The 16,182-nt window shown below is 45.3% G+C and carries 11 protein-coding genes and 1 riboswitch; of the genes, 6 read left to right on the top strand and 5 right to left on the bottom strand.

The window, feature by feature from the left end:
• Window position 1: 1 nt before the first annotated feature.
• The 5 genes from BWI93_RS20480 to BWI93_RS20460 form a co-directional block, all read right to left on the bottom strand.
• Window positions 2–1,711, bottom strand: a complete 1,710-nt coding sequence (locus tag BWI93_RS20480) for a GMC oxidoreductase (RefSeq protein WP_094814744.1) — start codon at window positions 1,709–1,711, stop codon at window positions 2–4.
• 86 nt (window positions 1,712–1,797) lie between these two features.
• Window positions 1,798–2,370, bottom strand: a complete 573-nt coding sequence (locus tag BWI93_RS20475) for a gluconate 2-dehydrogenase subunit 3 family protein (protein WP_094814742.1) — start codon at window positions 2,368–2,370, stop codon at window positions 1,798–1,800.
• A 1,399-nt stretch (window positions 2,371–3,769) separates the two neighbouring features.
• On the bottom strand, window positions 3,770–4,387 hold the full coding sequence (locus BWI93_RS20470; protein WP_094814740.1) for an acyloxyacyl hydrolase: 618 nt from the start codon (window positions 4,385–4,387) through the stop codon (window positions 3,770–3,772).
• Between the two features lie 601 nt (window positions 4,388–4,988).
• The gene (gene metX / locus BWI93_RS20465) at window positions 4,989–6,356 is read right to left on the bottom strand and encodes a homoserine O-acetyltransferase (protein ID WP_094814738.1); all 1,368 of its coding nucleotides are present in this window, start codon (window positions 6,354–6,356) and stop codon (window positions 4,989–4,991) included.
• An 81-nt stretch (window positions 6,357–6,437) separates the two neighbouring features.
• On the bottom strand, window positions 6,438–7,742 hold the full coding sequence (locus BWI93_RS20460) for an O-acetylhomoserine aminocarboxypropyltransferase/cysteine synthase family protein (protein WP_094814736.1): 1,305 nt from the start codon (window positions 7,740–7,742) through the stop codon (window positions 6,438–6,440).
• Between the two features lie 205 nt (window positions 7,743–7,947).
• A riboswitch (SAM riboswitch) is annotated at window positions 7,948–8,060 on the bottom strand.
• 205 nt (window positions 8,061–8,265) lie between these two features.
• Here BWI93_RS20460 and BWI93_RS20455 point away from each other — a divergent pair.
• The 6 genes from BWI93_RS20455 (at window position 8,266) to BWI93_RS20430 (ending at window position 16,059) form a co-directional block, all read left to right on the top strand.
• Entirely contained in the window at window positions 8,266–8,898 is a 633-nt protein-coding gene (locus BWI93_RS20455) for a NeuD/PglB/VioB family sugar acetyltransferase (RefSeq protein WP_094815046.1), read from the top strand.
• An 817-nt stretch (window positions 8,899–9,715) separates the two neighbouring features.
• Window positions 9,716–10,495 (top strand): tyrosine-protein phosphatase, encoded by a 780-nt coding sequence (locus tag BWI93_RS20450; protein WP_094814734.1) that lies wholly within the window; start codon window positions 9,716–9,718, stop codon window positions 10,493–10,495.
• A gap of 340 nt (window positions 10,496–10,835) precedes the next feature.
• Window positions 10,836–11,612, top strand: coding sequence for a polysaccharide biosynthesis/export family protein (locus BWI93_RS20445; RefSeq protein ID WP_255157973.1), 777 nt, complete (start codon window positions 10,836–10,838; stop codon window positions 11,610–11,612).
• 56 nt (window positions 11,613–11,668) lie between these two features.
• Entirely contained in the window at window positions 11,669–13,981 is a 2,313-nt protein-coding gene (locus BWI93_RS20440; RefSeq protein ID WP_094814732.1) for a tyrosine-protein kinase, read from the top strand.
• 383 nt (window positions 13,982–14,364) lie between these two features.
• Complete coding sequence (locus tag BWI93_RS20435) at window positions 14,365–15,066, top strand: sugar transferase (RefSeq protein WP_094814730.1); 702 nt, start codon at window positions 14,365–14,367, stop codon at window positions 15,064–15,066.
• Window positions 15,067–15,111: 45 nt separating this feature from the next.
• The gene (locus BWI93_RS20430) at window positions 15,112–16,059 is read left to right on the top strand and encodes a GDP-L-fucose synthase (protein ID WP_094815042.1); all 948 of its coding nucleotides are present in this window, start codon (window positions 15,112–15,114) and stop codon (window positions 16,057–16,059) included.
• The last annotated feature ends 123 nt before the right edge of the window (window positions 16,060–16,182 follow it).

Below are 16,182 nucleotides of genomic sequence, written 5' to 3'. Positions count from 1 at the left end.
TTTACAAATTCTTCTTTTTGAGTTCTTTCACAGCGAAGTCAACGGCACGGGCGGTAAAGGCCATGTACGTCAGCGAGGGATTTTGGCACCCCGCTGAAGCCATGAAAGCACCGTCGGTAACGAATACGTTTTTGGCATCCCACACCTGGTTATTACCGTTCAGTACGCTCGTTTTGGGATCGCGTCCCATGCGGGCGGTACCCATTTCGTGAATAGCCATACCGAGATAAGAGCCGTTATCAAACGTACGGACATTCTTCACGCCCGCTGCTTCAAGCATTTCGGCAGCATCGTTCATCATGTCCTTCCGCATTTTCTTTTCGTTTTCGCGTAAGTCTGCGTCGAAAACAACCGTGGGCAGACCCCATTTGTCCTTTTTGTCTTTATCCAGGAACATCCGGTTTTCGTAGGCAGGCAGTGTCTCACCGAAGCCACCGAGGTTCATACTCCAGGGACCGGGTTTCGTAGCCTTTTCTTTCAGCTCTGCTCCAAAGCCCATTTCGGCAACGAGGCCATTCCAGCCCTGACGGCTACCACCGCCCTGATAACCGAAACCGCGAACGTAATCACGTTTGTCGTTGCCCACATTGCGGTAGCGGGGAATGTAGATACCATTTGCCCGGCGACCGAAGTAATATTTATCGTCCAGACCTTCCACGATACCACTGGCTCCCGTACGGAAGTGGTGGTCCATGAGGTTGTGACCTAACTGACCCGAATCGTTACCAAAACCATTGGGGAAACGGTCAGACGTAGAATTCAGTAACAAAGCAGTCGTACCGATGGCTCCACCGCAGACGAAGATCACTTTGGCGAAAAACTCCATCACTTCGTTGGTTTCTGAATCAACGATCCGAACGCCTTTGGCTTTTTTAGCCGCTGAGTCATAAATGATTTCAGAAGCAATACTGTTGGGGCGGATCGTTAGTCGCTTGGTAGCCATGGCCGCAGGGATAGTCGCCGAAGGGCTGCTGAAATAGCCGCCGTACGGACAGCCCAGGGAACACAGGTTCCGGTACTGACAGGGACCGCGACCTACTTTCTGCTGGGCAGGACCGGCCTGGGTGAGGTTGGCTACCCGACCAATCGTCATCACCCGGTTGGGGAATTTACCTTCAATACCTTTCTTAACAGCCTGCTCCGCACAGTTCATTTGCATGGGCGGCAGAAACTCGCCGTCGGGCAATTGAGGCAGACCATCTTTACTGCCCGATACGCCCACGAATTTCTCCACGTAGCTGTACCAGGGTGCAATTTCAGCGTAGCGAACGGGCCAATCCGTACCAATTCCTTCTTTCAGGTTTGCTTCAAAGTCCAGATCCGACAGGCGGTAGCTCTGACGACCCCACATGATGGATTTACCACCAACAATGTTAGGACGGTACCAGTCGAAACGCTTGAGCTCGCTGTACGGAGCATCCGAATCGTTGAACCAGTAAGTTTTGTTTGCTTCACCGTAGGGATAATCGCGGCTGAGGAAGGGGTGACTTGCCCGCTCTTCGTTCGTAATTCGACCCCGGTGGGTCAATTCCCAGGGTTTCTTTAATGCATTTTCGTAATCGGTTACGTGTTCGAATTTACGACCACGCTCAAGCACCAGCGTTTTCAGGCCTTTTTCGGTCAACTCCTTGGCAGCCCAGCCGCCGGAGATTCCCGAACCTACCACGATGGCATCATACGTATTTTGTTCGTTTGCTCGAAGAATATTCATTTCCTTAAGGGTTCAATGTTTGATGGTTAGCAGACCTATGGAAGGCCCGATAACAAAAGGGGTGTACAAACCTCCAGGGTAATCAACTACGTAGCCCAGGTTTTTTGTCCGGGTTTCAAAGGCGTACAACCTTCGTAACGACCCGGTACATATTCATAACTGAGGGCCTGCGTAGCTCCGATTTCCGAAGTGAAGTAGCCAAACATGCTCAACTCCTTAATCGTAAACCAGAAGGGAGCCTCTTTGACACCTGCTTTGCGGTCAGCGTAGGCATTGGCTTCTTCGAGCTTCAGAATATTGGTTTTCTGCTCCAGAGAGGCATCCTTAAACGATTTTCCGTATACAGCTTTGGTTTCGCGGTCTACGCGAGCCAGGCCATTTTGCAGGCGTTCCTGGTATTCCTTGGGGTAACAATCGGAAACCAGTACGTTCAGGAAAGGGCCTACTCCGGCAGCTTTGGCTCCGGGTGAGTCTGCTGTCGTTGGAATAATCACGTCAGCAATTTCAGCGATGAGATCTTCGGTAGGCTGGTCAAACACCAGTTTAGCGGATGTCGTGGGAAGGGCCCGGCGACCCTCTACGATGTCGGCCAATGCTGGCGTTACCAGCAGACCTCCCATCATAACCCCTACCATTTGTAGTGCTTCTCTGCGTTTCATGCGGAAAGTAAGAGTGTTAAGTACGTAAAACGTTAGGTCATTCAGAACCCAATAGCAAGAGGCTGAATAAGCATGGAAAATTACAAAATTAACATTGATAGACAAAATTCAATCGCTGAAATGTCCTATTGTCGGGGTTAAATTTTCTTAAACGAGGAAGCTCTCCAGAGCTTAAGGTTGAGTGAAGACGGCTTGTGGCCTGAAAATGAGCCGGCCAGCAGCTGAAGCGTTCATTCTTGTAAATATTTTGCTTCCGGTGGGTGAAGCATTCGGTAGAAAGTTCATGAAAAAACACTCAGGTATTTCTACGTTAATGCTAAGCATATGAGAAGTACCTAAGTAAAGAGAGCAAAAGCGGACTGTACGGGGAAGACCATAAAAAAACACTCGCTGTCCGCCAACAGCGAGTGTTCAAGGCACCTTGGGCACTTACTCTCCGTATACGTTAAGAGCAATTGAAGGTACGTACATAAATTGTGAATGTCAATGATGGCCATAAGTCAACAGGTGGCCTTGGCAAGCATGGATTCGCTGATAAAACCTTGGGTCTTGAAAAGCAGAGCTATTTAAAACAGAAAGTTTAGGAGATAAGTGAAGGTTCCGCAAGGAATTTTCTAGTAAAAGAGCAGATAAGTGATAAAAAATGCATGTAGAGTATAAAAGAGAATCGTTGTAAAGAATCCAGAAAGAACAAGACGACCCCTAAATATAGGGGGTATTAATTGGCTATAATTAGGGTGCATTTTTGCATGAATAACCATTGATATAGTTTTAGATGATACCATTACAGGGGGAGGAAGCCTACGTAGCATTCCATGAGTAAATCAATCAACTGATGCTAAACAAGGTTTGAATAGGTACTTGGCTTGACGGTTTTGTTAAACCAAGTGTGAGCTTTGGAAAAAGTAGATAGAAGCCAATGGCTTATTAAACGACTAAGGTAGAGGGAAATAAAACGAAATGATAAAGTACATAAATTGAGTAGTAATCTTCATTTTAAGTTAATGGTAGGATATTATAATATTTTTTGGTAAACAGCTTTGAGGTGAAAAGATACTAATAACGCTACGGCTGGAGACTCGACTTGATTTCAACCAGGCGTGTAAATACCGCAAGATTCAAAAGAGTATTTAATTGTATTATTAAAATATTTTATAATATAAATAAGTGTAATAACATATATACGTAAATGCTCTGTTCGTCTACAAATACTGAAAATTTTCTCATTGATATTTGGCAATAAGGCTCTAACGTATATAACTTGGCGGTCAGTAAAATTCTTCGCTCATTCTTGTTATTTTAATCTTGGCGGGTTAAAAAACACTTAAACGGATAAAGCCTAATCAGTCTCTGATTAGGCTTTTTTATTGTTGGTTTTAAAAATGAAAATCCAAATTTATTATTCAGATTCAGGATTCATTAAAATATCCAATTTTAAACCAACGAAAATATTATCAATGCCGTAGTTAGGCATAACTAAACCAGCGTTGGAAAGGTGTCGAATGCCCATTCTCACTTCAGCGTTAAAGTTTCTGGTAATGGGGTAATGAAAACCGAACCGAATATTATTGCAAAAGATAAAACCTGAGGCTTGTCTTACGGGTGTATCATCGATAAAATGAGGTCCGGAACTACCCGAAATGGTAATGTATGTTCGGGTCGAAGATTCGTCTAAATAGGCGTGGAAGACCACGCCTGCGTTAATGCCAGCTTCCCAGGTATCTTGGTACTGTTCAACTTTCCAGTCACGATACGTAGCCCAGTTGAACTGAGGTTGGATGAGAAGATTAACGGCTATATTGTTTTTCACGATACTGCTGATCGGCTTTTCGTAGTTCAGTTCAAACAGTGTAGCGTGGTAATCGTAATCCTGATCAAGCTTGTAGCCGCTTTTGAGGCTTCGTTCAATGGTCAGGCCCACATACTTGTGTGTATTGGTAAGAGGCTGATTTTGCCCCATAGCGGAGCCGGCCCAGACGAAAGCTGGGCAGAGTAAACTGCGTAGAAGTGTTTTCATAAAAGTTCATACTGTGAATTGGCGGAAAACCAGTACGTAGGTTACAAGGCATAACCTGGATCAAATGGGATTAAGGAATTACGGGGCTATGCGTCCATTAACGATAGCCTTACGTTTGGTTTGAATAGTTTTGAATGAGAATAAGGATAAGGATTGACGTTTGCAGCTATACGCCTGATAAGACTGATTAACTAGCCAAGCCAATGACTGCACCTCTGATGGCGTTTAAAAACTTGTACCAAAGGTGATTTTTGGTAAGAAATGCAGCACGCAATGGGAAAAAAGAAAAAACTTACTTTTATTTAAACATCCGTTGAGCTTTTAAGGTTTAGCATGTATTGATTTGACAAAGTAAGACCAGAAACTGATTTGATAGAAGTCTTTAGCGTATCACTTTAGCTTAACCGTCGATTACTTTTGTTTTTAACGTTATAACTCATACCGCCAAATGATTTATTACGTATTCTTTTTTTGAATACTAAGCGGCCCATGAGTGGTTGATAGACCATCCTACCGCCAAGGACAGGTTTATACACTCCCGGTTATCCTCTGGATGCCGGGTTTTGTGTTTTAGAAGGAAACAAGAAACCTTGATCTGTTATTACAGGGTCTTTAACGGAAACGCGGGTGGCAGCGTTTGACTCCGGCCATCGCTAAGATAGATGCGATGCGTTTTTTCATCAAAATTCTTGATGTTTCGCATGTTGGCCAGAATGTGCGGTAGCTCCGGACTTAAATCACTGAAGTCATAGCTATCCTGTAAAGCCTGACTTACCTTATCTAATATCGTATCGGACTCGATGCGATGACCGCTAATTAAATGGATTGTATAGGGTTTGGCTAGGAACGAAATATTGTCCACGGCAATGTACTCGCGAACTCCCTTGCGAACATCCACTCGTACCCGATCGCGTACAATGAGTTCGTCTTCTTCTTCGGCGGAGCCCAGCTGATTGGATAGTTCCCACGTACGAATCGTCTTCGTCATGAGTTCATTTTCTACCAGAAATCCATCATGTCCGTACAGCGAGTCAATCTCGGTGAGTTCAGCATTGGGAATATAACGGGCCAGGAATCGCTGTTCTTCTACCGGGAAAAGTACATCCGACTGAATACCAATAATTAAGGTCTGAGCTTTAATCTGGTTGAGAGCGGTCATGGCTCCATCCCGATTCCTGCCAACGTCATGTGAATCCATCATACGCGAGAGTGTATAATAGGAAAAGGCATTGAAACGACTGGCAATCTTCTCCCCCTGATACCGTTGATACGAACTTGCCCGGTAATGTTCAAGGGCGGATTCTTCCCGAGCCTGAGTGAATTCGTACATAACCGCACTGCGGTAACTGAGTAATGCGGTTGCCCGGGCCGCTTTCATTCCGGCGGTACCCGCGTCAGGACGGCGTTCCTGCCACGTCTGGTCGGCTTCAATGGCCATCCGCTGGGATTCATTAAAGGCAATACCCCAGGGCGACATCCGGGCATTGGTAGCAATTAAAATTAGCTGTTCAAAAAGATCAGGCTTTTGAATGGCCCATTCCAGAGCCTGCTGACCTCCCAGCGAACCGCCAACGAGCATACGGATCTGCTGGAGGTTCAGGTGTTCCCGTAACAGGTCCAGACTCTTGACCACATCACGAATGGTAATCAATGGAAAATCCTGATAATAGGGTTCCTGCGTGAGCGGATCGATCGAGAGGGCCGACGTAGAACCGTACGCTGAACCCGGCACATTGGCACAAACGATAAAGTACTGACGCGTATCCAAAAGTTTTCCTTCTCCCACCAGACCGCTCCACCAATCCGTTACATCTGAATTGCCCGTTAAGGCATGGCAAATCCACACCACATTACTAGCAGTAGCATTTAGGGTTCCAAACGTATGATAGGCCAGCTCAATCTCTGGCAGCACCCGCCCACATTCCAGTGCAAACTCCTGCGGGTAATGAAATTTTTGTAACGCAGACAACTCAGTAAACTCGTTTAAAAGACTCGTATGTATGCTTTAGATTTGGGAGTACAGTCATACGGCTGCACTCCCGAAGTACTATTACAGATTCAGGGCAGCCCCGAAAGCCTGTTCAAAGTCAGCTTTGATATCTTCGATGTGCTCATATCCCAGCGAAACGCGTAGTAAGCCGGGGGCTACGCCCGCACTGGTTTGTTCCGCTTCCGAAAGCTGCGAATGCGTAGTCGTGGCCGGATGAATAATGAGCGTTTTCGCATCGCCTACGTTGGCCAGGTGACTCACCAGTTTCAAACCGTTGACTACCCGGTCGGCGGCTTCTTTGCCCGCCCGTAGTTTGAATGTCAGTACGCCGCCAAAACCCCGATTCAGGTATTTCTTGGCCAGTTCATGGTAAGGACTGCTCGGTAATCCGGGATAATTGACGTATTCGACGGCTGAATGTCCCTGTAACCACTGAGCCAGGGCCAGAGCATTTTCGTTCGTACGTTCAACGCGTAACGAAAGCGTCTCCAGTCCCTGTAATAAAAGGAAGCTGTTGAAGGGAGCTTGCGACGGACCCCAGTCCCGAAGCCCTTCTACCCGGGCTCGAATGATAAACTGAATGTTGCCGAAAGGACCGTTAAAGCCAAAGACGTCATTCAACACCAGTCCATGATAGCTTGGCGAGGGTTGTGTAAACTGCGGATACTTTCCATTACCCCAGTTGTAGGTTCCGCCATCTACAATAACACCACCCATAGTCGTACCATGTCCACCAATCCATTTGGTTGCCGAACTAACCACAATGTGAGCCCCATGTTTGAGTGGCTGAGCTATCGCTCCACCGGCTCCGAAGGTATTATCTACGATCAGAGGTAGGTCGTATTTTTGAGCCAGGGCCGCGAAGGCATCAAAATCAGGAACGTTGAAGCCGGGATTACCGATGGTTTCCAGGTACAAGAACTTGGTTTTCTCGTCAATGAGGCGTTCAAACGATTCTACCTTATCGCCCTCGGCAAAACGGGCCTCGACACCGATATTCTTGAAGGAGTTCTTGAACTGATTATAACTTCCTCCATATAAATAGGAAGTAGTAACAAAGTTGTCTCCTACGGTTGTGATATTATTGATGGCAATAAACTGAGCGGCGTGGCCCGATGCTACTGACAAAGCGGCTACGCCTCCTTCCAGAGCGGCAATGCGTTTTTCGAACACATCGTGCGTTGGATTCATGATCCGCGTATAAATGTTTCCGAATTCCTGAAGGCCAAAAAGCCGGGCTCCGTGGGCCGAATCATTGAACTGGTACGCGGTGGTCTGATAAATAGGGACGGCTCGTGCATTAGTAGCCGGATCAATCTGTTGCCCCGCATGTAGCTGGAGCGTTTCAAAACGTAATTCAGACATGTTGTTGCAGAATTAATGCGTTAAAAGAAAATAGGCTTCAAGGTAAGTGTGGGAAAGCAGAGAGCTGCTTTCCAGAATGCAACCAACAACAAGAACAGAGGCCACCTGCGGAGGTGGTATAAAAAGACGCGAAACGTAGGGATAAAAGTGGGGGCAGAGCTGCCGCCCCAAAAGAAGGGGTAGTCCGTAGCATGAATCGTGTTTATCCTTATCTCTCCCGGAAGACCTTCTTCAGGGCAGGAATTAGCACCTTGTTCCCAGTTGGAATAGGTTGCCAGCGGTTCATAGAGCCCGTCTCTCCCCGCTTCTCGATAAGCCAACGCGTAGTACGGCTGACTTTTCATTCGCAAACTTACTAAGGAATGTGGAATGTCACTGGTAGCCTGGGCATTTTTTTACCAGGAGTCTTTTGAAGAAGTGGGAAGAGTACCCTTTCCGGGTCGGGTGTATGCAGATCGAACGCGGATGAACTATTTTTGTCCGAAACAAGCTTACACGATACGGATCATTGTTGCATACGAAGATGGAAAACCCCGTTATTATTTTTGGAGCAAAGGCTCTCGGCAAAACGGCCCTGGATATTTTTAACCGAAATGAAGTGCTCGTTTACGGTTTTCTGGATGACGATGAAAACATCCACGGCACCGAAATTGGCGATATTTCCGTAGTTGGTGCCACGGACAATGAAGGATTCACCAAGCTGATTGGCCACAAGTGCGAAGCCTTTGTGGCTGTGGAAGATCGTACCGAGCGAAAGAGCCTCGTGGATTTTCTACATGAAGTACGGAACGTTCAACCCGTAAATGCGGTACACCCTTCTGCAACTATCTCGGAAGAAGCTCACGTCGGACACGGCAACCTGATTGCCGCCGGAGTAATCCTGCAACCTTTTTCCAAAGTAAATAATCACTGTCTGCTTCACGCCGGAGCCATCATCGACACGGAAGCCGAGCTGGCTGACTTTGTGCAGGTGGGAGCGGGTAGCGTAGTAGGAGCCGGAGCGAAAGTGGGTGAAAGTACGTTTATAGGAGCAGGTGTAACGATCGTTGGAGGAGTGGAGATTGGCAAAAATGCCCGGATCGGTGCGGGTTCAGTCGTCATCGAGAGTATTCCGGCCGGAGCAACCGTCTTCGGAAACCCCGCCAAGAAAATGTAGAGATGCCTTACTTTTAAAGCATAAAACCCTCTTGTTCGTAGAATGAGAGGGTTTTTTATGGTGTATCCAACGAAATTAACCTGTCTAGTTTAAGAGGGCATCCAGTCTTTCACATCGCTTCATTAACGAAAACGTATAGTCTTACTAAAATCCTGCCTATTTATTAAACATTCTTGAATTATTTGAAGAAAATAAATAAATATAAGATTTACCAAAAATACGGATTGAGTAGTATTGATCTGATTATCAATAATTTAAAGAATGGTACTTAGCTAATCCTTGTTTACCAATACTAAATCTGGTATGATGTTTTTTGTCTTTTTTTTGCCTGAATTGACTAATTATTGTGTAAAGTTTATTTGAACTTAAAACAGACCTTTTTTTCTAAAAAATACATTTTAAAACATCCAAGCTTTTTTAATCTACGTAGTTTTAATAGACAGGTCATTCCCATTGAAAGTCGCTTGTAAAGTTAAAATAAATGCATGAACACTGATTTCGTCGCCGAATCTGTTCTCATTCCTGCATTGATTTAGCATACTGGAATGTAATCTTTTGCATGTACAAAATCTCAGCAGCCGGGTTAGGTTGCTGGGAGTTACTGACTGAATTTGTATTACATATTGTGAGGACTGGTACCCCATTTATTTAGGGTACATCACATCTAACCGCTGGCTATATTATGAATACGGAGTTTGATGAAGTAGTTTCGCCTTCAGAAAGGAGACTTGTCCCTTTTCGAACGGGTGACCATGTGACCGATCATTCGGTGGCAGAGCCTACTCGTACATCAGATAGTCGTACTATAGCTAAATCCATGAGCTCTACTAGTTTATGGCAGCGTTTAAAAGATCGGTTCTTCTCCGCCAAATCTATTCCGGAAGAACCTGTCAAACACTGCTTCTGGAATGTTGATATTCACTCGCACTTACTGCCTGGCGTTGATGACGGCGTGGATACTTGGGAAGAGTCACTGGCCTGTCTGCAACAATTTAGCGAATGGGGTATTCAAAAAGTAGTCACTACGCCGCACGTCAGTCGTGATTATTTTCCCAACAAGCACGATCAGCTCTTGCAGGGACAGGAGCAATTACAGGCTTTGGTTAAAGAGCATCAGCTACCCTTACAAGTCGAAGTCGCCGCTGAGTATTTATTGGATGATTTCTTTCTCGATTTGCTCAATCATAAAGAGGTTATTAGTTTCGGCCCTGAGAAGTATTTGTTAGTAGAAACAGCCTGGTCTTCGGCTCCCCTTCATCTAACAGACCTTATCTTTCGTATACAAGCGGCCGGTTATACGCCTATTTTGGCTCATCCCGAACGTTACAAATACTACCATAATTTTGAGGCTGAACTCGACCGGCATCGCCAGGCTGGTTGTCTGCTTCAGCTCAATGCCATGTCCTTAACGGGTAAGTACGGTGATCAGGCTCGCCGCCAGGGCAAGTTACTGTTACAAAAGGGTTGGGTGGACTTCATCGGAAGTGATTTGCATCGACCCGGCGACTTATCCCGCTTTGAACGAATATTTGCTTTACCCGAATTCGATGAATTGAAGAACCAGCCCCTGCGGAATTCTTCCTTACTGGGACTGTAGGTCTGACCAATGCTGAAAGGCTTTAGGTAACCTCCCTGGATTGGTATAATTCGTAGAATTGTATAGGATTATGGGTATTAAGCAAATGTTATCTAATTACACAAATAGTTTTGAGTGATCGTACAAAAACGGCAGAAAGTGTTCGTGTTTGTACCGGGCTTATTGACTTTTGTTAGTAAATTTTGTTTTTCGTAAAACATTTTAGTTAGAAGTTGGTAGTTAACAAAAAATTGTACTTTCTTTGACCAAGCATTCTATGCGAATCTCCTTACTGGATCTTTTGAAGCCTTATATGAGTACCAGATCATTCCGCCAGGATCGGGTAACCATAGTGAAGAATTTGTCTTCGCTGCTCGTTCTTGCCTGTTTATTATCTAGTTGTGTGTCCTCGAAAAACTTAGCACTTTTTCAGGAGGGACCCAACACAACCATTGACAGTCTCAGTATAGCTAAACAGTACACACCTACCGTTCAGATAGGTGACGTGTTGTCCATTACTGTTACCAGTTTAAACCCCGAAGCCTCCGCAGTATTTAATTTACCTGAGTCACAAGCCCTTATTCAGGGCCAAGGTTTAAATGCTTCCGCCAATCCACTTGCCTACCAGCCCGGCTACGTAGTCAATAAAGATGGCAGTATTGATTTCCCCATGTTAGGTAAAATACCCGTAACCGGTAAATCCAGCACGGAGATCAACGCTTTCATTAAGGATAAGCTGAAAGCCTACCTCAAAGAGCCTTCCGTAAATGTTCGGAATGTAAATTTCAGAATCTCCGTCCTGGGTGAAGTGAATCATCCCTCACTGTTTCTAATTAACAATGAGCAGGTTACGCTCTTACAAGCCTTGAGTATGGCCAATGATTTAACGATCTATGGCAAACGTGAAAACGTATTAATCATTCGGGAAGAAAACGGCAAAAAGACGTTTGCCCGGATCAATTTGAATAGAAGGGATTTTTTTAGCTCTCCCTATTACTACCTGCATCCCAACGATGTAGTCTATGTAGAACCCAACCAAGCTAGAGCGGCCGCCACCGACAATACTTATCGAGTTGTCCCTATCGTCATTAGTGCAGTGTCTGCCGTGTTAGTATTGGTGAGCGTAATCATTAGGTAATTTCGCTTATACCTTATAACATACAATCCACTTAAAATTATTACGATACAGACGTTATGGCAACGAATAATCCTTACACTTCGTACGTGCCTTATCAGGTCGTAGAGACTGATCAGACGAACATACGGGCCATTCTGCTCCGCTATGCTCGCAACTGGCCGTGGTTCTTAGTATCAGTGGCATTTGCCTTAGGAGCGGCGTATGTATACTTGCTGTATCAACAACCGATTTACCGTGTACAGGCCAGTCTGTTGATCAAGGACGAGAAAAAAGGCGTTGATACCGGTGAGCTGATGAAGCAGCTGGACATCTTCGGTCAGCAAAAACTCGTAGATAACGAAATCGAAATCCTGAAGTCGTACACGCTGATGAATAAAATCGTTGGCGATCTTAATCTCGATGTTAAGTATTTCGAGCCTTCCAACTTTGGCAAACGCGAAGTATACGGTAACGTTCCCATTAAAATGATCGTTGAACAGCCCAAGCCTGAGCTGTACAAGGAAAAGCTGGAGATTAGTTTTCCGGAAAACAACACGGTACGTGTAAATGACCGGAACTATCCCATCAATCAGAGTATCGACACACCTTTTGGTCGCCTTCGTTTCTTCGCAAACAAGCCCGTTCTGAAAAGTGACATGCAATTGATTGCTTCGGTATCTCCTCGTTCACAAACAGTGGAAGGTTACCTGAAGAGTTTACAAACGGAGCCTACAAGCAAGCAGTCAACAGTGATTCAGCTAACTATTGAAGACGCGGTACCTGAAAAAGGAGAAGCAATTCTGAATCGTCTGATTGATGAGTACAATACGGCTGCCGTAGCGGACAAAAACAAAACGGCTTCTAATACCCTCAAGTTTCTGGACGAACGTCTGGGGCTGGTTTCGGGTGAACTGCAAAACGTAGAGAAAAACGTAGAACAGTATAAAACCGCTCAGGGAATTACGGATTTGAGTGCTCAGGCCCAAAGCTTTCTGCAAACGGTACAGCAGAATGATGCTAACCTGAACCAGGTGAATTTGCAACTGGGAGCCATTCAGGACGTTGAAAAATACATTAGTTCAAGATCAAATGAGCGAGTAGGAGCTCCTTCTACGCTCGGACTGAGTGATCCTGTTTTACTAGGGCTAATTACTAAGGTATCTGAACTAGAATTACAACGTGAACAATTAGCTCGTACGACCGCAGATCAAAGCCCTATTGTACAGTCACTGGAAGGGCAGATTAGAAATATGAAAGCTAATATTCGAGAAAACGTAGAGGCAACAAAAACTATGTTGACTACTTCGAAGAATCAAATGCTAGCTACAAATCGGAAAATGGAAGGTGTAATTCGTACGATTCCTCAAAAAGAACGTTCACTAATTGACATCTCTCGGCAGCAGGCTATTAAAAATGATTTATATACGTTTCTATTACAGAAACGTGAAGAAACAGCTCTGTCTTTCGCTTCCACGATTGCGGACAGCCGTACGGTAGATGCAGCCCGTAGTTCTAATTCACCCGTAAAACCAGTGGGCAAAATGATTTTTGCTTTATTTGCTCTGGTTGGTCTGGTCATCCCGGTAGGAGCAATGACCGCCAAGGATGCAATGAACAACCGGGTTATGCGTCGGACGGATGTAGAAGAAGTAACTACGGTACCCATCCTGGGGGAAGTAGTAAAAAGTAAAGAAGCGGATCGCCTGATCATGGCCCCGCAAAACCGCTCGGTTATTTCAGAGCAGATTCGTACGATCCGTACCAATCTTCAGTTCCTGAAATCAGCTACCGACAGTCAGGTACTGCTCTTTACCTCCAGTATCAGTGGGGAAGGAAAGTCTTTCGTTTCGCTGAACCTGGGAGCCAGTCTGGCTCTGGTAGATCGGCCCACCGTAATTCTGGAAATGGACCTTCGTAAACCGAAACTTCGTGAAGCGTTAGGCATGTCCAATAGTACAGGAATTAGTAATTACCTGATCGGAGAAGCTACATTAGAGGAAGCCCTTCACCCGATTCCAGGTTACGAGAACTACTTTATCATGCCTAGTGGGCCAGTTCCGCCGAACCCCTCTGAGTTATTGAGTAGTCCACGTCTGGAACAGATGTTCCAGGAGTTACGCGATCGTTTCACCTACGTATTGGTGGATTCGCCGCCGATCGGTCTGGTAACGGATGCTCAGTTGATTGCACCCTTTGCTGATTCAACCCTGTACATGGTGCGTCACGACGTTACGCCTAAGCACTACCTCAAAATGATTGATACGCTGTACAAAGAACAGCGTTTCCAGAAGCTCAATATCATTTTGAATGGTGTAGGAGAAGGAGAAGCGTATTACTATAGCTACAGCTATGGCTATTACGGTGAAGACGAAAAGAAAAAGTTAATTTAGTATACGTAGGAGGAAGAAACTTAGGTCGCCACTTACTTTCTTCCTCCTGCACACCTTGTCCTAAGTAAGAGAATAAGTACCGTTGAATGGAATAACCCGCTTGGTAAAGCTCTATTTGCCAACGCCTTGAAACTTATATCATACATCGAAACCGCCAACGATTATGAACCTTCGGTTGAGTAAATCGCCCCCGCCAGAAATGATTTTATGAGGATTGGCCTGAGAAGACGGCCAATAACCCCGCATTCCTGCTAACTATTTGTAATAAGGAGATTCTGCCTTTTAAAAGGTAGTCAGGAAGCGTATGGACCAAAGCAAGGGAGTTTGCTCGTTGATCCTGGATACTCGTATATCCCAACCGAACCATAAAATCCGCCTGAGTTATGAAATATTCAACAGATACCCTTCGCTTAGACACTACTTATTTTGACAAGGAAGGTACAACAACGCCAACTTCTCAACCTAAATTCACTGCTGTAGGTAACCAGCCTACGGCTACACCCCTGGGAAAAAGGGCCTTTGATGTACTCATGGCCTCGTTTGTGACATTAGCTGTATTGAGCTGGATGATTCCGGTCATTGGCTTACTTGTGAAACTTTCCTCCCCTGGGCCCATTTTCTTCATTCAATGGCGTACGGGCCGTAATGGCCAACGCTTTCGCTGCCTGAAATTTCGCACCATGCGGCATAATGAGGTGGCTCCTTTCAAACAGGCTTCTGCAGAAGATCCTCGCATCACGAAAATTGGCAAGTTTCTCCGGAAAACAAATCTGGATGAAATGCCCCAGTTTCTGAACGTACTGTGGGGAGACATGAGTATCGTAGGTCCCCGACCGCACGCCCTGGAACACGACGCCCAGTACTGGGATGTAGTGCCCAATTTTCCCAATCGCTATCTGGTCAAACCAGGTATCACCGGCCTGGCTCAAACGCGGGGTTTACGTGGGGAAGCAGGTTTGCGTGACATGGAACAGCGACTCAAGCTGGATCAATGGTATATCAAAAAACGCTCCGCAACGCTCGACGTTAAAATCTGCTGGTGGACCGTTGAAAAAATGATTAAAGGCGACGAGAAGGCCTATTAGGCCTTGATAGTCAAATTTATTTAACCATTGAACAAAACGATTGTGATGAATCAATCCAGCAAGATATACATTGCCGGTCACCGAGGTATGGTAGGTGGAGCTATCAAACGGTGTCTGCAGCAACAAGGCTATTCTAACATAGTTACACGTACTTCCTCAGAGCTTGATCTGCGAAATCAGCAAACCGTAGCTGATTTCTTTGCCAATGAGCAGCCTGAGTACGTTTTTCTGGCAGCGGCGAAAGTAGGAGGCATCGTAGCTAATAATACCTACCGGGCAGAATTTCTATACGATAACCTGATGATTGAAAGCAATATCATTCATTCAGCGTATCAGAATAAGGTAGCGAAGTTGCTCTTCCTGGGAAGCAGCTGTATCTATCCTAAGCTGGCACCGCAGCCTCTAAAAGAAGAATATTTGCTGACAGGAACACTGGAGCACACAAACGAGCCTTACGCCATTGCCAAGATTGCAGGTATTAAACTTTGCGAGGCGTACCGCGACCAATACGGAGCAAACTTCATATCAGCCATGCCAACTAATTTGTACGGTATTGGCGATAACTATCATCCAGAAAATTCTCACGTTTTACCCGCTCTCATCCGAAAATTTCATGAGGCTAAAGAGGCCGGATCGCCAGAAGTAGTGATTTGGGGTACTGGAGCACCCATGCGGGAATTCCTGTACGCTGACGATCTGGCAGAGGCTTGTGTATTCCTGATGAACCACTACGAAGGGCGTGAATTAGTGAATATTGGTACAGGTGAAGATATAACGATTAAAGAATTAGCGAAGACTGTTCAAAATGTCATCGGCTATAAAGGAAAACTTGAGTTCGATACTTCAAAACCAGATGGTACGCCACGTAAGTTAATGGATGTTAGTAAAATTCATAACCTGGGTTGGCAACATAGTGTAGAACTACAGGAAGGTATTGAAAAAGCTTATACGGATTTTCTGCACCGTGAAGTCCTAGTTCCCGCCAGTAACTAATTTTTATAAAACCATACCTAATAATCCCAAGTGCATAGGATTCAGAATAGATAAGAAAACTGAAAACTATAAACTGAAAAATTTAACCAGATGAAAACGGCATTAATTACGGGCGTAAACGGC

This window comes from Siphonobacter sp. BAB-5385 (genome assembly GCF_002261125.1).
In the GTDB taxonomy this organism is placed as follows: domain Bacteria; phylum Bacteroidota; class Bacteroidia; order Cytophagales; family Spirosomataceae; genus Siphonobacter.
The sequence above is the reverse complement of the archived record's forward strand: the minus strand, read 5'-3'. Positions and strand labels throughout refer to the sequence as shown.